The sequence below is a fragment of the Pseudomonas sp. KCJK9111 genome, assembly GCF_046231935.1.
Taxonomy (GTDB): domain Bacteria; phylum Pseudomonadota; class Gammaproteobacteria; order Pseudomonadales; family Pseudomonadaceae; genus Aquipseudomonas; species Aquipseudomonas parafulva_B.
In genome coordinates this window covers 1-18,962 of record NZ_JBJJMO010000077.1, presented here as the reverse complement: position 1 = coordinate 18,962, position 18,962 = coordinate 1, and the positions used below count along the sequence as shown (strand labels likewise).

20 protein-coding genes, 1 other RNA gene and 1 pseudogene are annotated in these 18,962 nt (G+C 60.5%); 14 read left to right on the top strand and 8 right to left on the bottom strand.

What is annotated here, in order from left to right; genetic code table 11:
• Positions 1–433: 433 nt before the first annotated feature.
• A complete protein-coding gene (locus tag ACK59L_RS19400; RefSeq protein WP_144964881.1) occupies positions 434–913 on the bottom strand; it encodes an Lrp/AsnC family transcriptional regulator in 480 nt (159 codons plus the stop codon).
• A gap of 126 nt (positions 914–1,039) precedes the next feature.
• Between ACK59L_RS19400 and ACK59L_RS19395 the strand changes: the two genes are divergently transcribed.
• Entirely contained in the window at positions 1,040–2,236 is a 1,197-nt protein-coding gene (locus tag ACK59L_RS19395; protein WP_409275437.1) for a methionine gamma-lyase, read from the top strand.
• An 88-nt stretch (positions 2,237–2,324) separates the two neighbouring features.
• On the opposite strand, the gene ACK59L_RS19390 is transcribed toward ACK59L_RS19395, so the two are convergent.
• Complete coding sequence (locus tag ACK59L_RS19390; protein ID WP_023534478.1) at positions 2,325–2,762, bottom strand: YhcB family protein; 438 nt, start codon at positions 2,760–2,762, stop codon at positions 2,325–2,327.
• A 135-nt stretch (positions 2,763–2,897) separates the two neighbouring features.
• On the opposite strand from ACK59L_RS19390, the gene ACK59L_RS19385 reads away from it, so the two are divergent.
• The 3 genes from ACK59L_RS19385 to zapE all read left to right on the top strand — a co-directional run bounded on the left by ACK59L_RS19385 (position 2,898) and on the right by zapE (position 6,161).
• Positions 2,898–3,533: an alpha/beta hydrolase gene (locus ACK59L_RS19385; RefSeq protein WP_058604939.1), complete on the top strand. Its 636-nt coding sequence runs from the start codon at positions 2,898–2,900 to the stop codon at positions 3,531–3,533.
• 25 nt (positions 3,534–3,558) lie between these two features.
• Entirely contained in the window at positions 3,559–4,908 is a 1,350-nt protein-coding gene (locus ACK59L_RS19380) for a tryptophan--tRNA ligase (RefSeq protein WP_409275434.1), read from the top strand.
• A gap of 158 nt (positions 4,909–5,066) precedes the next feature.
• Positions 5,067–6,161, top strand: coding sequence for a cell division protein ZapE (gene zapE / locus ACK59L_RS19375; protein WP_058637167.1), 1,095 nt, complete (start codon positions 5,067–5,069; stop codon positions 6,159–6,161).
• A gap of 69 nt (positions 6,162–6,230) precedes the next feature.
• On the opposite strand, the gene ACK59L_RS19370 is transcribed toward zapE, so the two are convergent.
• Both ACK59L_RS19370 and ACK59L_RS19365 read right to left on the bottom strand, forming a co-directional pair.
• The gene (locus tag ACK59L_RS19370; protein WP_409275439.1) at positions 6,231–7,127 is read right to left on the bottom strand and encodes a GlxA family transcriptional regulator; all 897 of its coding nucleotides are present in this window, start codon (positions 7,125–7,127) and stop codon (positions 6,231–6,233) included.
• A gap of 238 nt (positions 7,128–7,365) precedes the next feature.
• Entirely contained in the window at positions 7,366–8,406 is a 1,041-nt protein-coding gene (locus ACK59L_RS19365; protein WP_144964876.1) for an NADP(H)-dependent aldo-keto reductase, read from the bottom strand.
• A gap of 258 nt (positions 8,407–8,664) precedes the next feature.
• Here ACK59L_RS19365 and rplM point away from each other — a divergent pair, with 258 nt between their 5' ends.
• From rplM to ACK59L_RS19330, 7 genes are all read left to right on the top strand, one after another.
• Entirely contained in the window at positions 8,665–9,093 is a 429-nt protein-coding gene (gene rplM, locus ACK59L_RS19360; RefSeq protein WP_003260798.1) for a 50S ribosomal protein L13, read from the top strand.
• Positions 9,094–9,107: 14 nt separating this feature from the next.
• A complete protein-coding gene (gene rpsI / locus ACK59L_RS19355; RefSeq protein WP_003251821.1) occupies positions 9,108–9,500 on the top strand; it encodes a 30S ribosomal protein S9 in 393 nt (130 codons plus the stop codon).
• A gap of 261 nt (positions 9,501–9,761) precedes the next feature.
• Positions 9,762–10,355, top strand: coding sequence for a ubiquinol-cytochrome c reductase iron-sulfur subunit (petA, locus tag ACK59L_RS19350; protein WP_023534417.1), 594 nt, complete (start codon positions 9,762–9,764; stop codon positions 10,353–10,355).
• Positions 10,355–11,566, top strand: coding sequence for a cytochrome b (locus ACK59L_RS19345; RefSeq protein ID WP_409275431.1), 1,212 nt, complete (start codon positions 10,355–10,357; stop codon positions 11,564–11,566). Before petA ends, ACK59L_RS19345 begins: the two co-directional genes overlap by 1 nt.
• Positions 11,566–12,345 carry a cytochrome c1 gene (locus tag ACK59L_RS19340; RefSeq protein ID WP_058604943.1) on the top strand — a complete coding sequence of 260 codons (780 nt, stop codon included), beginning with the start codon at positions 11,566–11,568 and terminating at the stop codon, positions 12,343–12,345. The genes ACK59L_RS19345 and ACK59L_RS19340 overlap by 1 nt, the downstream gene beginning before the upstream one ends.
• Positions 12,346–12,462: 117 nt before the next feature.
• On the top strand, positions 12,463–13,086 hold the full coding sequence (locus ACK59L_RS19335) for a glutathione S-transferase N-terminal domain-containing protein (protein ID WP_409275429.1): 624 nt from the start codon (positions 12,463–12,465) through the stop codon (positions 13,084–13,086).
• A gap of 10 nt (positions 13,087–13,096) precedes the next feature.
• Positions 13,097–13,528 carry a ClpXP protease specificity-enhancing factor gene (locus tag ACK59L_RS19330; RefSeq protein WP_196135104.1) on the top strand — a complete coding sequence of 144 codons (432 nt, stop codon included), beginning with the start codon at positions 13,097–13,099 and terminating at the stop codon, positions 13,526–13,528.
• A gap of 78 nt (positions 13,529–13,606) precedes the next feature.
• Here the strand turns inward: ACK59L_RS19330 and ACK59L_RS19325 are convergent, their stop codons facing one another.
• From ACK59L_RS19325 to ACK59L_RS19310, 4 genes are all read right to left on the bottom strand, one after another.
• The gene (locus ACK59L_RS19325) at positions 13,607–14,185 is read right to left on the bottom strand and encodes a BON domain-containing protein (RefSeq protein ID WP_023534459.1); all 579 of its coding nucleotides are present in this window, start codon (positions 14,183–14,185) and stop codon (positions 13,607–13,609) included.
• Positions 14,182–14,775 carry a phosphoheptose isomerase gene (locus ACK59L_RS19320; RefSeq protein WP_012274070.1) on the bottom strand — a complete coding sequence of 198 codons (594 nt, stop codon included), beginning with the start codon at positions 14,773–14,775 and terminating at the stop codon, positions 14,182–14,184. Before ACK59L_RS19320 ends, ACK59L_RS19325 begins: the two co-directional genes overlap by 4 nt.
• 86 nt (positions 14,776–14,861) lie before the next feature.
• Positions 14,862–15,233: a YraN family protein gene (locus tag ACK59L_RS19315; RefSeq protein WP_196135103.1), complete on the bottom strand. Its 372-nt coding sequence runs from the start codon at positions 15,231–15,233 to the stop codon at positions 14,862–14,864.
• Positions 15,233–17,050: a penicillin-binding protein activator gene (locus tag ACK59L_RS19310; RefSeq protein ID WP_409275426.1), complete on the bottom strand. Its 1,818-nt coding sequence runs from the start codon at positions 17,048–17,050 to the stop codon at positions 15,233–15,235. The genes ACK59L_RS19315 and ACK59L_RS19310 overlap by 1 nt, the downstream gene beginning before the upstream one ends.
• A gap of 186 nt (positions 17,051–17,236) precedes the next feature.
• Here ACK59L_RS19310 and rsmI point away from each other — a divergent pair, with 186 nt between their 5' ends.
• The 3 genes and pseudogenes from rsmI to ACK59L_RS19295 form a co-directional block, all read left to right on the top strand.
• Complete coding sequence (gene rsmI / locus ACK59L_RS19305; protein ID WP_409275424.1) at positions 17,237–18,112, top strand: 16S rRNA (cytidine(1402)-2'-O)-methyltransferase; 876 nt, start codon at positions 17,237–17,239, stop codon at positions 18,110–18,112.
• Positions 18,113–18,179: 67 nt separating this feature from the next.
• An RNA gene (gene rnpB, locus ACK59L_RS19300) (RNase P RNA component class A) lies at positions 18,180–18,552 on the top strand.
• Positions 18,553–18,860: 308 nt separating this feature from the next.
• A pseudogene (locus ACK59L_RS19295) lies at positions 18,861–18,962 on the top strand (cell division/cell wall cluster transcriptional repressor MraZ); the annotation flags it as partial.

Here is an 18,962-nt window from a genome sequence, read left to right as displayed (position 1 = left end):
TTAAATCTCCTTTTCCGTTCACCTGCCATCACACTTTTATAACTTTTAGAATCTCATAGGCCTCAGTGTCGGTCACGGGGCTGAATAGCAGGTAATATCCGGAGGGATGCTGTCACACCTCTGGACACCAGCGATGAGGATCATCGTCGTGAAGCGCTGCCGGCCTACAGCCTGTTCGACAACTTGGTCAAGCAGGCATTTGGTTAGGCTGGCGGGCGTCAAAAGCGGCTGCGGGCATTGTTTATCGCTCGGAACTTGTCCTAGGCTCTGTATGAAAAGTCTTGAGACGAAGGTCAGGCAAGGCGAAAACAGCCGAGGAACGGTCGGAGTCGCGTTCGACTTTACGGGTTGTAATGGAGCATTCCGACCGGGCTGGCGATCCAGGCTGTTTCCAACCCAGCATCACCGAGTATCAAGGCTTTTCACACAGAGCCTAGATATGCTTCTCCGACACAGGTATCACTCGTCTTTCCTTCACCGCCTTGTAGGAAAAGCTCGAATAAATTTCCTTCACTCCCGGCAGACGCTGAAGCACCTCACGGGCAAATTCTCCGAAGGCCTCTAAGTCCTTGGCCACGATTTCCAGCAGAAAATCGTACCGCCCGGAAATGTTATGGCAGGCCACAATCTCGGGTATCTCCATCAGCCGCTGCTCGAACGCCAGCGCCATGGGCTTGGTGTGGGAGTCCATCATGATGCTGACGAAGGCGGTTACCCCGAACCCAAGCGACTTGGGTGAAAGTGTGGCCCGGTAGCCAGTGATGTAACCGTTCTCTTCCAGCAGCTTGACCCTGCGCCAGCATGGCGAAGTGGTCAGCGATACCAGGTCCGCAAGCTCGGCGACGGTGAGGCGGGCATTATTCTGCAAGGCCGCGAGCAGTGCGCGGTCGATGCGGTCCAGGGGTGCAGGCATGCTTTGCCCTCAAGTATTCACGGTTCTTGTTTTTGTTCCAAAGCAGCGCTGCTGGGCTGGTCATTTTGGAAAAATTCTTGGGTTGCAGTGGCATAAGCTTAGATCAACCAACAAGAGGCTGTTGCCATGCGCGACTCCCGTCACGACAACGGTTTTTCAACGCGTGCCATCCATCACGGCTACGACCCGCTCGCGCACGGCGGCGCACTGGTACCACCGATCTACCAAACCGCTACCTATGCCTTTCCCACCGTCGAATACGGCGCGGCGTGCTTTGCCGGTGAACAGGCCGGACATTTCTACAGCCGTATCTCCAACCCCACGCTGAATTTGCTCGAAGCGCGCATGGCTTCGCTTGAAGGCGGGGAGGCGGGCCTTGCGCTGGCATCGGGGATGGGCGCCATCACGTCCACGCTCTGGACCTTGCTGCGCCCGGGCGATGAGCTGATTGTCGGGCAGACCGTGTATGGGTGCACCTTTGCCTTCATGCACCATGGCATCGGGGCGTTTGGCGTGACGATCCGCCACGTCGACCTCAACGATGCCGATGCGCTGCGCGCCGCGCTCAGTGACAAGACGCGCATGATCTACTTCGAGACCCCCGCCAACCCGACCATGCGGCTGGTCGACATTGCCGCTGTGGCCGAAGCGGTGCGCGGCCGCGATGTGCTGGTGGTGGTCGACAACACCTACTGCACGCCTTACCTGCAACGGCCGCTGGAACTGGGCGCTGATCTGGTCGTGCATTCGGCCACCAAGTACCTTAGCGGCCATGGCGATATCACCGCCGGCCTGGTGGTGGGTCGCCAGGCACTGGTCGATCGCATTCGTCTGCAGGGGCTCAAGGACATGACCGGGGCGGTGTTGTCACCCCAGGACGCCATGCTGCTGATGCGCGGCATCAAGACCCTGGCCCTGCGCATGGACCGGCATTGCGAGAATGCCCAACAAATCGCCGACTACCTGTCGCGTCAGCCGCAGGTGGAGTTGATTCACTATCCAGGCTTGCCGTCGTTTGCGCAGCACGACTTGGCCAAGCGGCAAATGCGCCTGCCCGGCGGCATGATCGCCTTCGAACTCAAGGGCGGCCTTGGCGCCGGACGCTGCTTCATGAATGCGCTGGGCCTGTTCGCGCGCGCTGTGAGCCTGGGTGATGCCGAGTCGTTGGCCCAGCACCCGGCAAGCATGACCCACTCAAGCTATACGCCCGAAGAGCGGGCGCAGCACGGTATCTCCGAGGGGCTTGTGCGTCTATCGGTAGGGCTTGAGGATGTCGAGGACCTGCTGGCAGACGTACGCCAGGCGTTGCGCGCTGGCGCATGAGGTGGGGTCGAGCAAGCGCGACTGCGGGGGAAGCCTGGATTGACGGTAATCGTGCATTGAAAAGGCCTCTTTCGAGGCCTTTTCAATGTCAGTGCTTCAGACCATAGCTCTCGTCGAGCATGCCCGGTGAGTTGGGCGTTTTCGGTGCATAGTCGCGCGGCACTTCGGCGGTGTCTCTGGGCGGCGTCAGGCGACTGTGCGGACCGTGGGAGCTTTCCGAGTGCAGCGCTGCCAGCAGGCGTTGGCGCGTCACTTCGTCCAGAGCCAGGTTGTTGGCGCCGTCGGCCAGATGATCCTGGACATCCTGATAGCTCTGGTTGAGCTTTTTGACCAGTACGGCGGTGCTGTTGAAATGCGTCACCACCTGGTTCTGGTAGCTGTCGAAACGCTGTTGGATGTCATCGAGCTGGCGCTGGCTGCTGCTGGGCGCAGCGTTGGGCAACAGGCGCGCCACGACGAAACCGACGACCACACCGATGACCAGGGCCAGGGTAGGCAACAACCAAACAAGGAGCGAGAGTTCCACGAGTCCTTCCTCTATAAACGGCTTTGCTTTACGTTAACGGCTCAGACCTGCGCTGTATACCGCGAGCGATCGCAAATCAGAACAGAATTCCTCACCTAGACGAATCGACCTCCCCCAAGGTCACGGAGTAGTGCCTTGCTTGTCCGCGAAACCCCTCTGTTCATCGACGGCCCCAGTGGCCCGCTCGAAGCCCTCTACCTGGACGTGGCAGACGCCCGTGGCGCCGTGCTGATCTGTCACCCCAACCCGGTCCAGGGCGGCACCATGCTCAACAAGGTGGTTTCGACATTGCAACGCACTGCCCGGGATGCCGGGTATGTGACCCTGCGTTTCAACTACCGCGGCGTCGGGCAGAGTGCCGGCAGCCATGACATGGGACAAGGCGAGGTGGCTGATGCTCAAGCCGCTGCCGCCTGGCTGCGGGCCGCGCATCCCGGGCTGCCCTTGGTGCTGATGGGCTTTTCCTTCGGCGGCTTCGTGGCGACCGCCCTGGCTGGCCGCCTGGAAGCCGAAGGCGTAGCCTTGCAGCATCTGTTCATGATCGCCCCGGCCGTCATGCGCCTGACCGAGCAATTTCCCGTGCCGCAACGGTGCCCGGTGACCCTGGTGCAGCCCGATGCCGACGAAGTCGTTTCACCGACGCTGGTTTACGAGTGGTCCGACAGCCTGTCGCGCCCCCATGAGCTGCTGAAAGTGGCAGAATGCGGACACTTCTTCCATGGCAAGCTGACCGACCTCAAGGATCTGCTGCTGCCACGCCTTTCGAACTGAGCCAAGCCTGAATAAGCGAACACCCATGACCACGCGTATCCTTACCGGTATCACGACCACCGGCACTCCGCACCTGGGCAACTACGCCGGTGCCATCCGCCCGGCCATCCGAGCCAGCCAGCAGCCTGGCGTGGACTCGTTCTACTTCCTGGCCGACTACCACGCCCTGATCAAATGCGACGACCCGCTGCGCATCCAGCGCTCGCGCCTGGAAATCGCCGCCACCTGGCTAGCCGGTGGCCTGGATCCGGACAAGGTGACCTTCTACCGCCAGTCCGACATTCCGGAAATCCCCGAGCTGACGTGGCTGCTGACCTGCGTTGCGGCCAAGGGCTTGCTCAACCGCGCCCATGCCTACAAGGCATCGGTGGACAAGAACGTCGAAAACGGCGAAGACCCGGACGCCGGCGTCACCATGGGCCTGTTCAGCTACCCGGTGCTGATGGCGGCGGACATCCTGATGTTCAACGCCAACAAGGTGCCGGTTGGCCGTGACCAGATCCAGCACGTGGAAATGGCCCGCGATATCGGCCAGCGCTTCAACCACCTGTTCGGCCAGGGCAATGAGTTCTTCGCACTGCCGGAAGCGGTCATCGAGGAAAGCGTGGCCACCTTGCCCGGCCTGGATGGGCGCAAGATGTCCAAGAGCTATGACAACACCATCCCGTTGTTCACCAGCGCCAAGGACATGAAGGATGCCATTTCGCGCATCGTGACGGACTCGCGCGCGCCGGGTGAAGCCAAGAACCCGGACGACGCGCACCTGTTCACGCTGTTCCAGGCCTTCTCCACGCCTGCACAGTGCGCCGAGTTCCGAGCCGAGCTGGAGCAGGGCCTGGGTTGGGGCGAAGCCAAGCAGCGCCTGTTCCAACTGCTCGATGGCCAGTTGGCGGAAAAGCGCGAGTATTACCATCAGCTGATCGCCCGGCCTGCGGACCTGGAGGACATCCTCCTGGCAGGCGCGGCCAAGGCGCGCACCATCGCCACGCCGTTCCTGGAGCAATTGCGCGAGGCCGTTGGCCTGCGTTCGTTCCGCAGCAGCGTGCAGACCACGGCGAACGTCAAGAAGAAGGTCGCCAAGAGCGCGCGCTTTGTCAGCTTCCGGGATGAAGACGGCAGCTTCCGCTTCCGCTTGTTGGCCGCCGATGGCGAGCAACTGCTGTTGTCCCGCAGCTTTGCCGATGGCAAGAGCGCCGGTGCCGCAAGCAAGCAGTTGCAGCAAGGCGATGGGATCGATATCCGCGCCGAGGGGCTGGGCTTTGGTGTGTGGCTCAAGGGTGAGCCGGTTGCCGACGGTGCCTCGTTCGACAGCGAACAAGCCCGTGATGCAGCCATCGAGCGTCTTCGTGCAGCGCTTGAGCCGCAACAGGACTGACCGACGGGCGGAATGTGCCCGCCCTCTGGCACGGTGATCAGGGCACTATCATCGGGCTCTGGTTACCGGTATGGGGCATATTGACGCAAGTCGCATTGCCATTAGGCGGGCCGCTCGCTACAGTGACGGCCCGTTTTTTGTTGCCTCGCTAACGAATCATGACTCCCCTAGAACGCTATCAAGCAGATCTGAAACGTCCCGATTTCTTTCATGACGCGGCGCAGGAAACTGCGGTGCGTCACCTGCAGCGCCTGTACGATGACCTGGTGCAGGCCCAGAACAACAAGCCGGGTGTATTCGGCAAGTTGTTCGGCAAGAAGGAGCAGACCCCGGTCAAGGGCCTGTACTTCTGGGGCGGGGTAGGGCGAGGCAAGACCTACCTGGTCGACACCTTCTTCGAAGCGCTGCCGTTCAAGCAGAAGATGCGCACGCACTTCCACCGCTTCATGAAGCGTGTCCACGAAGAGATGAAAACCCTCAAGGGCGAGAAGAACCCCCTGACCATCATTGCCAAGCGCTTCAGCGATGAGGCCAAGGTGATCTGCTTCGACGAATTCTTCGTCTCGGACATCACCGACGCCATGATCCTGGGCACCCTGATGGAGGAGCTGTTCAAGAACGGCGTTTCCCTGGTGGCCACTTCCAACATCGTGCCAGACGGCCTCTACAAGGATGGCCTGCAACGTGCACGCTTCCTGCCGGCCATCGCCATGATCAAGCAGTACACCGATGTGGTGAACGTCGACAGCGGTGTCGATTATCGCCTGCGCCACCTTGAGCAGGCCGAACTGTTCCATCACCCGCTCGACGAAGCGGCGCAGCAGAGCATGCGTGCCAGCTTCAAGGCGCTGACGCCCGAGTGCACTGCAGCGGTCGAGAACGACGTGCTGATGATCGAGAACCGTCCCATTCAGGCGCTGCGCACCTGCGACGATGTGGCCTGGTTCGACTTCCGCGCCTTGTGCGATGGGCCGCGAAGCCAGAACGACTACATCGAACTGGGCAAGATCTTCCATGCGGTCCTGCTGAGCAACGTCGAGCAGATGGGCGTGGCAAGCGATGACATCGCGCGTCGCTTCATCAACATGGTCGACGAGTTCTATGACCGTAACGTCAAGCTGATCATCTCGGCCGAGGTGGAACTCAAGGACCTGTATACCGGTGGGCGCCTGAGCTTCGAGTTTCAGCGCACGCTGAGCCGACTGCTGGAAATGCAGTCCCACGAATTCCTGTCCCGCGCGCACAAGCCTTGAGGCCCTGGGGCTGCCTGGCAGTCCACCGCCTGATTGCCGGCGATGGGCTGTCAGGCAGCCCGATTGCGCTCAGGCTTCTTGCATGAACTGCTGGCGATACTGGTTCGGCGACAGGTCGGTGTGCTGGCGAAACAGCCGGGCAAAGAAGCTGGCATCGTCATAGCCCACCTCATAACTGATGGTCTTGATGCTCTTGCGCGTGCTCGACAACAGTCCCTTGGCCGTCTGGATGCGCAAGCGTTGCAGGTAATGCAACGGCTTGTCCCCGGTCGCGCCCTGGAAGCGGCGCATGAAGTTGCGAATGCTCATGCCGTGGTTGCGGGCCACGTCCTCGAAGCGGAACTTGTCGGCGAAGTGCTCTTCGAGCCAGTGCTGGATCTGCAGGATGATCAGGTCCTGGTGCAGCTTCTGGCCGCCAAAGCCCATGCGTCCCGGCGTGTAGTTGCGCTGCACTTCGTACAGAATGTCGCGCGAGACGGCCCGCGCCACATTGGCCCCGCAAAAGCGCTCGATCAGGTAGATGTACAGGTCGCAGGCCGATGTGGTGCCGCCGGCGCAGTACAGGTTGTCGGCGTCGGTCAGGTGTTTGTCCTGGGTCAGGCGTACTTGCGGGAAGCGCTCGGCAAAACTGTCGAAGAAACGCCAGTACGTGGTCGCTTCCTTGCCGTCGAGCAGGCCTGACTCGGCCAGCCAGAACACGCCACTGGCCTCTGCACAAAGCACGGCGCCCCGGGCATGCTGTGCCTGCAGCCAGGGCAGCACCTGCGGATAACGTTGCAACAGGTTGTCAAAATCGTCCCAGAACGCCGGAAGAATGATCACGTCGGCATCATCCAGGCCGCCGTCCACCGGCAGCTGCACGTTGCTGAAGCTCTCGACCGGCAACCCGTCAGGGCTGACCAGGTGGATCTCGAACATGGGCTGCAAGCCCAGGCCTAACTGTTTGCCGTAGCGCAAGCTGGCCAGGTGAAAGAAGTCCTTGGCCTGCATCAAGGTCGAAGCGAATACCTTGTCAATGGCCAGGATGCTGACGCGCCGCAACGACGCGGAGGGTTGGGTAAACATCATTGTCATTGTTCTTATAGGATGGAGTGGTCAATCACTGGCTGGATCGTCTTATTTTTTACGGGTCGTGTCTAGCCTGGTAGATCGCGCCGCCCGCTGCACGGGTAAGCCCGTGAAGCAAGCGACGTCGGGTGCGTGCTCAGGGCGCGGGATTGGGCTGGTCCTGATGAATGGCCTCGATGGCTGCCAGCAGCTCGTCATCGAGGGTGAGTTCGAGGCTGGCCAGGTTGCTGTCCAGTTGCTCGAGGCTGGTAGCGCCGATGATGTTGCTGGTCACGAATGGCTGACGGGTAACGAAGGCCAGGGCCATCTGCGCCGGATCGACACCGTGTTCACGGGCCAGCTGTACATAACGTTCGCAAGCGGCCACCGTCTGTGGGTTGGAATAGCGGGCAAAGCGGCTGAACAGGGTCAGTCGCGCCTTCTCCGGGCGGGCGCCGCCTTCGTATTTGCCCGAGAGCATGCCAAAGGCCAAGGGCGAGTAGGCCAGCAGGCCGCACTGCTCCCGGATGGCGATTTCGGCAAGCCCCACCTCGAAGCTGCGATTGAGCAGGTTGTAGGGGTTCTGGATGGAGACGGCCCGAGGCCAGCCACGGCTTTCGGCCAGCTGCAGGAATTTCATGGTGCCCCAGGGGGTTTCGTTGGACAGCCCGATGTGGCGGATCTTGCCCGCGCGCACCTGCTCGTCGAGCACCTCCAGGGTTTCTTCCAGTGGCGTGAAATGGTCCTGGGGCAGGTGCTGGTAGCCCAGCTTGCCGAAGAAGTTGGTGCTGCGTTCAGGCCAGTGCAGCTGGTAGAGGTCGATGCGATCGGTCTGCAGGCGCCGCAGGCTCTCTTCCAGTGCCGCGACGATGTGTTGCCGGTTGTGCCTGAGTTGACCGTCGCGGATATGGCTGATGCCATTGCCGGGGCCGGCCACCTTGCTGGCCAGTACCCAGTCGTCCCGATCGCCCTGGCGGGCGAACCAGTTACCGATGATGCGCTCGGTAGCGGCATAGGTTTCCGGCCGCGGGGGTACCGGATACATCTCGGCGGTATCGATGAAGTTGATGCCCGCGGCCTTGGCCCGGGCAATCTGTTCGAATGCCTGGGTCTGATCGTTCTGCTCGCCCCAGGTCATGGTGCCCAGACACAGCGCGCTGACTTGGAGGTCGGTGCGACCCAGCTGACGGTAGTCCATCGGTTGCTTGCTCCTTGGCTATGGTCATTCATCAAAGCAGGTTGATATTTTTCCCGCAATCTGGATAATTCAGCCCCTCTCCGCGTGGCGGAAGTGATGCACCATCACGCAGGAAGAACCCCGTCGAACATTGGCGTGCCTGACCCGAGCCCCCAAAAGCGTCAGCGTTCGGCTGCGCGCTTGCCCTTGGCAAGCTGTGCACTATCCAGTAAGATTCGCCGTCTATTTTTCGCTGGGCGGCCTCTGAGGCTTTAGAGAATGAAAACTTTTACTGCTAAACCGGAAACAGTAAAGCGCGAGTGGTTCGTAGTCGACGCCGCTGGCCAGACCCTGGGTCGTCTGGCTACCGAAATCGCTAGCCGTCTGCGTGGCAAACACAAGCCAGAATACACCCCTCACGTTGATACCGGCGACTACATCGTCGTCATCAATGCCGAGCAGGTTCGTGTGACGGGTGCCAAGTCTTCCGACAAAATGTACTACTCCCACTCCGGTTTCCCAGGTGGTATCAAGGAAATCAACTTCGAGAAGTTGATCGCCAAGGCCCCTGAGCGTGTTATCGAGACTGCGGTCAAAGGCATGCTGCCGAAGAACCCGCTGGGTCGCGACATGTACCGTAAGCTGAAAGTGTACGCGGGTGCTGCTCACCCACACACTGCTCAGCAGCCTCAAGAACTGAAGATCTAACGGGATAGTTCATTATGTCGGCGACTCAAAATTACGGCACTGGCCGTCGCAAGACCGCAACCGCTCGCGTATTCCTGCGTCCGGGTACTGGTAACATCTCCATCAACAACCGTTCTCTGGACGTGTTCTTCGGTCGCGAAACCGCTCGCATGGTTGTTCGCCAGCCACTCGAGCTGACCGAAAGCGTTGAGAAATTCGACATCTACGTCACCGTTTCCGGTGGTGGTGTCAGCGGTCAGGCCGGTGCGATCCGTCACGGTATCACCCGCGCCCTGATGGAATACGACGAAACCCTGCGTGGCGCTCTGCGTCGTGCTGGCTACGTCACCCGCGACGCTCGTGAAGTCGAGCGTAAGAAAGTGGGTCTGCGTAAAGCGCGTAAGCGTCCTCAGTACTCCAAGCGTTAATACCGCTTCGGCAGTCGAAAAAAGCCCGGTTCCTTGGAACCGGGCTTTTTTTTGCCTTGAATAATTTACCCGCTCGTCGGTGAGCGCCTTTCCCATAGACGTAGATCAAGCAAAGCGTGGGTAGTGGCCGTGCAGCCCGGTAATCACCTTGTCAGTGTGTGGTTTTGTTACTTACCATGGCGACCAATTTTTAGCGCCACAGACACAACGTAGGTACGAGCCTGGTTCAACAGGCCAAGCAAGCTGATGGGAGAGGACTGAATGAGCAATGACGGCGTCAACGCAGGCCGGCGCCGCTTCCTCGTAGCCGCGACATCCGTGGTCGGGGCAGCGGGAGCAGTGGGGGCTGCGGTACCGTTCGTGGGGTCATGGTTCCCCAGTGCCAAGGCGAAAGCTGCAGGCGCACCGGTAAAGGTCAACATCGCCAAGGTCGAGCCAGGGCAGCAGATGGTCGCAGAATGGCGAGGGCAGCCTGTGTTCATCGTGCGGCGAACGGCTGAGATCCTCGGCAACCTCAAGAAAATCACCGGCGAACTGTCAGACCCTGATTCCCAGGCATCGGATCAGCCAACCTACGTCGATCCGCAAGTGCGCTCCATCAAGCCGGAGATCCTCGTGCTGGTTGGTCTGTGCACGCACCTGGGGTGCTCGCCCACCTTCCGCCCGGAAGTGGCCCCCGTGGACCTTGGTCCCAAATGGGTCGGAGGCTATTTCTGCCCGTGCCATGGTTCCCACTACGACATGGCAGGGCGAGTGTACAAGTCGCAGCCGGCACCGCTGAACCTGCCGGTGCCGCCCCATGCCTACGAGTCCGACGAGATCATCGTCATCGGTATCGACCAGGAGAACGCATGATGAGCAAGTTCATGGACTGGATCGACGCGCGTTTCCCTGCGACCAAGATGTGGGAAGACCACCTCAGCAAGTACTACGCGCCCAAGAACTTCAATTTCCTGTACTTCTTCGGCTCCCTGGCCTTGCTGGTGTTGGTCAACCAGATCGTCACCGGGGTCTGGCTGACGATGAGTTTCACGCCTTCGGCCGAAGAGGCCTTCGCCTCAGTCGAATACATCATGCGTGACTTGGAGTACGGCTGGATCCTGCGCTACTTGCATTCGACGGGTGCGTCGGCCTTCTTCATCGTGGTCTACCTGCACATGTTCCGCGGCCTGCTGTATGGCTCTTACCAAAAGCCCAGGGAGCTGGTATGGCTGTTTGGCATGCTGATCTACCTGGCGCTGATGGCTGAAGCGTTCATGGGCTACCTGCTGCCATGGGGGCAGATGTCGTATTGGGGTGCGCAGGTGATCATCTCGTTGTTCGGGGCCATTCCCGTCATCGGCGATGACATCACCCAGTGGATTCGCGGCGACTACCTGATCTCGGGCATCACGCTCAACCGCTTCTTCGCCCTGCATGTGGTGGCCTTGCCGATCGTCATCCTGGGCCTGGTGGTGCTGCATATCCTGGCTCTGCACGAAGTCGGCTCCAACAACCCCGACGGCATCGACATCAAGAAGCACAAGGACGAAAACGGTATCCCGCTGGACGGTATTCCGTTCCACCCGTACTACACCGTCAAGGATATCGTCGGGGTGGTCGTGTTCCTGTTCGTGTTCTGTGCCGTGGTGTTCTTCTTCCCGGAAATGGGCGGGTACTTCCTGGAAAAACCCAACTTCGAACAGGCCAACGCCTTCAAGACCCCCGAGCACATCGCGCCAGTGTGGTACTTCACGCCGTTCTACGCCATCTTGCGCGCCGTACCGGACAAGCTGATGGGCGTGATCGCCATGGGTGCAGCCATTGCCGTGCTATTCGTGCTGCCCTGGCTGGACCGCAGCCCGGTTCGCTCCATGCGCTACAAGGGCTGGATAAGCAAACTCTTCCTGCTGGTGTTCTGCGTCGCCTTCATCGTCCTCGGCGTACTGGGGGTACTGGCGCCAACGCCTGGGCGTACCTTGCTGTCGCAGGTGTGCACGTTCCTGTACTTCGCCTACTTCCTGCTGATGCCGTTCTACACAAGGCTCGAGAAGACCAAACCGGTTCCGGAAAGGGTGACTGGCTGATGAAAAAGTTGATTGCTGTATTTCTCCTGGCAGTGATGCCTGCATTCGCCCTTGCTGCAGAGCATGGCGTGGAACTGGACAAGGTCGATATCGACTTGAGCGACAAGGCAGCGATGCAGGACGGTGCGCGCACGTTCGCCAACTACTGCATGGGGTGCCACAGTGCCAAGTTCCAGCGCTATGAGCGGGTGGCCGATGACCTGGGTATTCCCCACGACGTGATGCTTGAAAACCTGGTGTTCACCGGGGCCAAGATTGGCGACCACATGCAGATTGGCATGAAACCCAGCGATGCCAAGACCTGGTTCGGTGCCGCGCCACCCGACCTTACCCTGGTGGCACGGGTCAGAGGCGCCGACTGGCTGTACAGCTATCTGCGCAGTTTCTATGAAGACCCATCGCGGCCCTACGGTGTGAACAACAAGGTCTTCCCGAACGTCGGCATGCCGAACGTGCTGGTTGGCCTGCAGGGAAACCAGGTGATCGGTTGCAAGCAGGTGCAGACGGTGGTGGATGGCAAGAAACAATTTGACCCCTTGACCGGCACGCCGTTGACCCATGAAGCCTGCGATCAGCTGACCATCACGCCGAATTCCGGTACCCTGACCACCGAGCAGTTCGACGAGAAGGTCAAGAACCTGGTGACCTTCCTGGCCTATTCGGCCAACCCGGTCAAACTGGAAAGCCAGCGCATTGGTACCTACGTATTGCTGTACCTGGCTTTCTTCTTCGTATTCGCCTACTTGCTCAAGCGTGAATACTGGAAGGACGTGCACTGATCACGCAGTAACCTCTGGTTGTTGAACGCGCCTGTGGCGCACTGGTAGTTATGCCAGTGCGCCACAGGCGCGTTTTCATTTGCAGTTTTACAAGCATCCCTCGAGAGGAGGCGCTACATGGGCGTAACCAATGGGTTAGCCTGCTATTCCGACCCTGCCGATCAATACTCGCATCGGGTTCGCCTTGTGTTGGCCGAAAAGGCCGTTGACGCGCACATCACCGACGTCGATACCGACAAGATTCCGCCGCGGCTCGCCGAACTGAACCCGTATGGCGGCGTGCCGACCTTGGTTGATCGGGATTTGGTCCTGTATGAGTCGTCGGTGATCATGGAGTACCTGGAGGAGCGCTATCCGCATCCTCCGCTGATGCCGGTCTACCCGGTGGGGCGTGGCAATAGCCGGTTACTGATGCACCGTATCCAGCGTGACTGGTGCAGCCTGGCTGATCAGATTCTCGACCCACGCACCGGTGAGGCTGCCCGTGCAGAGGCTCGCAAGACGCTGCGCGAGAGCCTGACCGGTGTCTCACCGCTGTTTGGCGAGTTCGCCTGTTTCATGAGCGATGAGCAAAGCCTGGTCGATTGCTGTCTACTGCCCATACTCTGGCGTCTGCCAATGATGGGTATCGAATTGCCGCGGCAAGCCAAGCCGCTGCTGGATTACATGGAGCGACAGTTCGCCCGGGAGTCATTCCAGGCAAGCCTGTCGTCCGTTGAACGCGAAATGCGCACGCTTTGAGGAGCTGTTGATGAACTCCAGTCGCCCCTATCTGGTTCGAGCACTGTACGAGTGGATCGTCGACAACGATTGCACACCCCATATGTTGGTCAATGCCGAGTACCCGAAAGTACAGGTGCCGGAAGGTTTTGCCAGTGATGGCCAGATCGTCCTGAATGTGTCGCCCAGCGCTGTGCGCAGTTTGCACATGGACAATGACGCCGTCAGCTTCGAAGGCCGTTTTGGCGGCGTGCCCCATTCGTTGTTCGTGCCCATTGGCGCGGTACTGGGTATCTATGCCCGCGAAAATGGCCAGGGCATGGTCTTTGAGTTGGAGTCTTCGATGATGGAGGACGAGGAAATCGAGGACGATCAGGAGCAGCCTGAGGATGATGGGCCGCCAGAAGGCGGCGGGCAACCCCCGCGCCCGAGCGGTCGGCCAAGCTTGAAAGTGGTGAAATAAAAAAAGGCGATCCGCAAGGATCGCCTTTTTAGCACTGGCAATAGGCTAGGTGCGCGTGTTCTACGCGGCCTCGCGTGCTCAGTCGATGTACTCAAACAGTTTCACGATCTTCTGCACACCAGAGACGCTCTGCACGACGGCAGTGGCGGCATTGGCCTCCTGCTGGGTGACGAGCCCCAACAAGTACACGATGCCATTCTCGGTGATCACTTTGATCCGCGAGCTGGGTACTGCTGTATCGGCCAGCATCTGGGTCTTGATCTTGGTGGTCAACCACGCGTCGTTGTTGCGCGCCAGGATGGAGGAGGGCTGCATGACCTGCAGTTCGTTATGCACCTTCTTGACGCGCTGGACCTGGCTGGCCGTCTGCTCGGCAAGGCTCTTGAGGTCGGCGCGGGGCGTCTGGCCAGCCAACAGAACGATGCCGTTGTAGCTGCTGACGACGATGTGCGAGCCCTTGTCGAGGTCCGGGCTGGCCTTGGCGATATTCACCGATGCCTTGGTCTCGATCAGTGAATCGTCGATCTTGCTGCCAATGGTGCGAGTGCCCCGGTCGTCCTCGATGGGCGAATTGCGAGCAGAGTTGAGTACCGAACTGCAGCCGGTGACGCTCAGGCACAAGGTCAAGGCCACGAGGCCAATGCGCATAGGGGTCATTCTTCACTCCCGAACAGTTGGCTGTCGATCAGATCGCACAGGCAATGGATCGCCAGCAGGTGGACTTCCTGGATGCGAGCGGTCACCGTCGAGGGTACCCGAATCTCGACGTCCTCTGGCAGCAATAGCGAGGCCATGCCCCCGCCGTCGCGGCCCGTCAATGCTACGACAATCATTTCGCGGTCATGTGCGGCCTGGATGGCCTGGATGACGTTGGCGGAATTGCCGCTGGTGGAGATGGCCAGCAGAACATCCCCGGGTTGGCCCAAGGCGCGGATCTGCTTGGAAAACACCTCGTTGTAACTGTAGTCGTTGGCAATCGAGGTCAGGGTCGAGCTGTCAGTGGTCAGCGCGATTGCTGGCAGGCTGGGGCGTTCGCGTTCGAAGCGGTTGAGCAGCTCCGAAGAGAAATGTTGCGCATCGCCGGCCGAGCCGCCGTTGCCGCACGCGAGCATCTTGCCCTCGTTGAGCAGTGCGTTGACCATGACCAGGCTGGCCTGCTCGATGTGCGGTGCCAGGATGTCCATTGCCTGTTGCTTGGTATCGATGCTGGCCTGGAACAGCCGGCGGATTCGGGATTGCATGTCCATCTGGTGACCTTAAATGGGGCGGAGGCCGTCGCGGCACGCGACGGTAATCAGCCCGCGAAACATAGAGCAAAAAGAACGAAGTGGGTTCAGCATTCGAAGGCGTTTTTCAACCATTCGAGCGGCTTGCCAGCATGGTGGCTGCCTTGAAGGGCGACCACATCGAAGCGGCAAGGACAGTTGCCCCATTGAGGTTTCTGATGCAGGAACAGGCTGGCGGCAAGCACCAGCCGCTTCTGCTTGCGCTGATCGATACTGCCGAGGGCGCCACCGAAATGCGCATGCAATCGATAGCGGACTTCGACGAATACTACTGTATCGGCGTCGAGCATGACCAGATCAAGCTCGCCTCCTTTGCATCGCCAGTTGCGGTCAATCAGCTTCAGGCCATGCCCTTGAAGGTACTCAAGGGCATGGTTTTCCGCCGCTTGCCCAGCATGGCTTGGCGAGGCAGCGGTCATCAGCGGGGCGTATCAGGGAGGCGCTTGACCTGGCCGCCGGCGAACTCTGCCCACGGCAACTGACGCTCAACGCGCTGGCTGGCATTGATGCCGAGGTTGCCAGACAGGCCCTGGATACGGCTGTCCGGCAGGGCCTTGAGCTGACCGAGGCGCGGGGCCAGGCTGTAGGCGTCTACACCCATGGCATACAGGCGGCCCAGGCTGCCCGCCGCTTGCGGCCATTGCTGTACCACCTGCTGGCGGAGGCTGTTGCTGCTGTCGAGCAACCATGGGGTTTCACAGAAACGGATGCCGTTCATGTCGTTGTACTGGTTCACATCGCCGCTGGCGCTGTACAGGTTGGAGGTCGCGTAGACTGGCACGTCACCTGCGTACTGGAAGTTCAGCGTCGGCTTGATCTGCTGTGCCTGCTGTGGGGTGGCTGCCAGGAACAGGAAGTCGATGTCCTGGCGACGTGCCGGCTGGGCAGCGATGCTGCCGCCCACGGTGCTTTGCACGCTCTTGGCGCGCCCTTCGCTTTGGCGCAGCTGGAACAGGTCGGCAATCTGCTGGGCCAGTGCCACGGGCTGGGCAATACGCTCTGCAGCCAGCAGTGTGCCGCCGTTGCTCTCCCAGTCCTGACGGAACGCGGCCAGGACACGATCGCCCCATTCACCGCTCGGCACCATGGCAACGGCGCGGACCATGCCGTCTGCGCGGGCCCTGCGGGACACCTCGCGTGCCTCGTCCTCGGCGGCAAGGCCGAACTGGAACAGTTGAGGCGGCGCCTTTTGACCCGCGTCGGCGTAGTTCAGTGCCAGGGTGGTGATCGGAAGCTGCGGCTTGGCAGCCAATTGCTTGACCAGGGGTTTCTCCAATGGGCCAATGACAAGCTGCACGCCGTCGGCCTGGGCCTGGCGATAGAAGTCGTCCAGCGACCCTATGCGGGAGCTGTCGACCATCTGCACGGACGGGGCGGGCTGCCCGGATTGCTGGGCCTGGAAGTGGGCGGCCATGAACCCGTCACGCAGCGCGCGCGCCACACCGGCCAATGGGCCTTCTTGGGGAAGTAGCAGGGCGATACGCGTCAGAGGCTGGCTAGCCAGTTCCTTGAGCTTGGTGAGGGCAGTGGGCAACTGTTTCGCGGCAGGATGATCCGGGTGCTGTTTGACCCAGTCGTCGATGGCTGCCTGTTGCTGCTCCAGGGTGCCGGCGCCCTTGACGGCCAGGGCGAGGCTGGACCAGCCCGCCAGGACCGGATCGTTGGCGGGCTGTTGCAGCTGCTCGGTCGACAGCGAGGCGACAAGTGACCAGATGGCATCGTGGTTGGCGCTGGCGGCTTGCCCGCTGAGCAGCGGTGCCAACAGCACACGCTGCTGGGCAGCGGCCATGGCCTGCCCGTCGGCCTCCAGAGCGGCGGCATGTACCGAATAGGTGCGCACCTGCTGTTGCGCAGGCAATTCGGGCACGTGCTGCAGGCTGGGGTGCTGCAGCGCGCTCAAGGCAGCCTTGGGTTGGTTGCGGCTCATGGCAAGTTCGGCGGTCAGCGTGACGGCGAACACCTGCTGGGCGGGCTTGAGCGTGTCTACCTGGACTTGTTCGAGAATGCGTGCGGCGCGCGGGAAGTCCTTCTGCTGGTAGGCCATGTCTGCGGCGCTCAGGCGCAGCAGTGCGGCCTCTTCGGCAGACTTGCTGGAGGTCGCCCGTTCGAGCAGTTGCTCGATGCTGGCATCCGGCGTACGGGGCAGCTCGCCAAGGCTGGATGAGGGCGAACTGGCGCAGGCTGCCAGCAGGGCAGCGAGACAGAAGGCTGTGAGCAGCCGCAGGCAGGCGATCATGTAATTGTCCTGTTACTCGATCAAGTTGGCTGGCGATTGTACCCAAGCGCTGGCCGGGGCGCGATGTCGCCGTGTGGAAGCTTCACTATAGGCCTGCTGTGGCGCAGCGGCGTTCAACTTCTTTGCGCGCTGTTGCGGGTGCTCGGGCTACAATGCCTGCTTTGATTTCAATGGCAGGTGCGTGCAGTGACTGATGTGGCCGGGGCTTCGACCGCCCTAGTGGGAACGCTTTATGTGGTGGCAACGCCTATCGGCAATCTTGATGACATGAGTGCCAGGGCGCTGAAGGTGCTGGCAAGCGTGTCACTGATCGCTGCCGAGGACACGCGCCATTCGATCCGCCTGCTGCAACACTTCGGCATCGACACACCACTGGCCGCCTGCCATGAACATAACGAGCGGGATGAGGGTGGTCGCTTTCTGACCCGGCTATTGGCCGGCGACGATGTGGCGCTGGTGTCTGACGCAGGCACACCGCTGATTTCGGATCCCGGTTATCACCTGGTCCGACAGGCTCGCGCTGCAGGTGTGCCCGTGGTGCCGGTGCCTGGCGCCTGTGCCTTGATCGCCGCACTGTCAGCGGCAGGCTTGCCTTCGGATCGCTTCATCTTCGAAGGTTTCCTGCCCGCCAAGACAGCGGGGCGCCGCGCCCGTCTGGAACAGGTCAAGGAGGAGCCGCGTACCTTGATCTTCTATGAGGCACCGCATCGCATCCTGGAGTGCCTGGACGACATGCAGGCGGTGTTTGGCGCAGACCGTCCAGCGGTGCTGGCGCGCGAAATCACCAAAACGTTTGAAACCCTCAAGGGCCTGCCTTTGTCGGAGCTACATGCGTTCGTTGCCGGCGACAGCAATCAGCAGCGGGGCGAGTGTGTGGTACTGGTAGGCGGCTGGAGCGCGCCGGAAGGCGAACAGGGTATCGGCACCGAAGCGCAGCGAGTACTTGACCTTCTGCTGGCCGAGCTTCCGCTCAAGCGGGCAGCGGCGCTGGCGTCGGAAATAACAGGCGTACGCAAGAACCTGCTGTATCAAGTTGCACTGGAAAAACAGAAAGCGCAGTAGTGGCTAATTGATATAAAAGGCGGTAACGCTTGTTCTTGGCAGCATCTGCCGGTACTCTTTGCGCCGGAGAGTCGATCGGACAGTCGCTGCCCGTTTAAGTTCCACCGCATTGCGGTGTGCTGGCGGGGGGAGGAAAGTCCGGGCTCCGCAGGGCAGAGTGCCAGGTAACGCCTGGGAGGCGCGAGCCTACGGAAAGTGCCACAGAAAACAACCGCCTAAGCACTTCGGTGCCGGTAAGGGTGAAAAGGTGCGGTAAGAGCGCACCGCACGGCTGGCAACAGCCCGTGGCTAGGTAAACCCCACTCGGAGCAAGACCAAATAGGGTTCCATCAGGCGTGGCCCGCGTCGGAACCGGGTAGGTTGCTAGAGGCGTCCAGTGATGGCCGTCGTAGAGGAATGACTGTCCTCGACAAAACCCGGCTTACAGATCGACTCTCCACCTTTTCCCTCCTGCTTGAATCGATAGCAGATCTCATCTGGTAATGCCGAAAAAATCTTACTCTTGATAAATCACTTTAAGTTCGGCCCGCATCGGGTTGTGCGCGTTTGATTTCTCAAGTTTTTTTATTCCCCAGATAGTCTTTCCACATTCCTTTAACGCGCTAAATCTCGGTCATGTAAGGCTTTTCCTTCCGAACGTGCCTTGACGGTGCTGCGGGCGGATTCCTATAGTGTGCGCAAGTGGCAGAAAGTGGGATGAAGTGGGTTTTCTGACACAAAAAAGCTAATATTGTGGGGAATCGCAGCCGTGTTTCGCGGAGCCAATGCCGTCAGTCTCGATGCCAAGGGCCGTCTCGCAGTGCCGACCCGGGACCGTGACGAGCCCGATGCGCGTTGCAAGCGCCAGCTG

Excerpts from the sequence above, each read along its gene's own strand:
- zapE (WP_058637167.1), top strand. The coding sequence starts at position 5,067 with ATGACTCCCCTAGAACGCTATCAAGCAGATCTGAAACGTCCCGATTTC.
- ACK59L_RS19340 (WP_058604943.1), top strand. The coding sequence starts at position 11,566 with ATGAAAAAGTTGATTGCTGTATTTCTCCTGGCAGTGATGCCTGCATTC.
- ACK59L_RS19395 (WP_409275437.1), top strand. The coding sequence starts at position 1,040 with ATGCGCGACTCCCGTCACGACAACGGTTTTTCAACGCGTGCCATCCAT.
- ACK59L_RS19335 (WP_409275429.1), top strand. The coding sequence starts at position 12,463 with ATGGGCGTAACCAATGGGTTAGCCTGCTATTCCGACCCTGCCGATCAA.
- ACK59L_RS19315 (WP_196135103.1), bottom strand. The coding sequence starts at position 15,233 with ATGACCGCTGCCTCGCCAAGCCATGCTGGGCAAGCGGCGGAAAACCAT.
- petA (WP_023534417.1), top strand. The coding sequence starts at position 9,762 with ATGAGCAATGACGGCGTCAACGCAGGCCGGCGCCGCTTCCTCGTAGCC.
- ACK59L_RS19380 (WP_409275434.1), top strand. The coding sequence starts at position 3,559 with ATGACCACGCGTATCCTTACCGGTATCACGACCACCGGCACTCCGCAC.
- ACK59L_RS19365 (WP_144964876.1), bottom strand. The coding sequence starts at position 8,406 with ATGGACTACCGTCAGCTGGGTCGCACCGACCTCCAAGTCAGCGCGCTG.
- ACK59L_RS19330 (WP_196135104.1), top strand. The coding sequence starts at position 13,097 with ATGAACTCCAGTCGCCCCTATCTGGTTCGAGCACTGTACGAGTGGATC.
- ACK59L_RS19310 (WP_409275426.1), bottom strand. The coding sequence starts at position 17,050 with ATGATCGCCTGCCTGCGGCTGCTCACAGCCTTCTGTCTCGCTGCCCTG.
- ACK59L_RS19400 (WP_144964881.1), bottom strand. The coding sequence starts at position 913 with ATGCCTGCACCCCTGGACCGCATCGACCGCGCACTGCTCGCGGCCTTG.
- ACK59L_RS19345 (WP_409275431.1), top strand. The coding sequence starts at position 10,355 with ATGAGCAAGTTCATGGACTGGATCGACGCGCGTTTCCCTGCGACCAAG.
- ACK59L_RS19325 (WP_023534459.1), bottom strand. The coding sequence starts at position 14,185 with ATGACCCCTATGCGCATTGGCCTCGTGGCCTTGACCTTGTGCCTGAGC.
- rpsI (WP_003251821.1), top strand. The coding sequence starts at position 9,108 with ATGTCGGCGACTCAAAATTACGGCACTGGCCGTCGCAAGACCGCAACC.
- rplM (WP_003260798.1), top strand. The coding sequence starts at position 8,665 with ATGAAAACTTTTACTGCTAAACCGGAAACAGTAAAGCGCGAGTGGTTC.
- ACK59L_RS19320 (WP_012274070.1), bottom strand. The coding sequence starts at position 14,775 with ATGGACATGCAATCCCGAATCCGCCGGCTGTTCCAGGCCAGCATCGAT.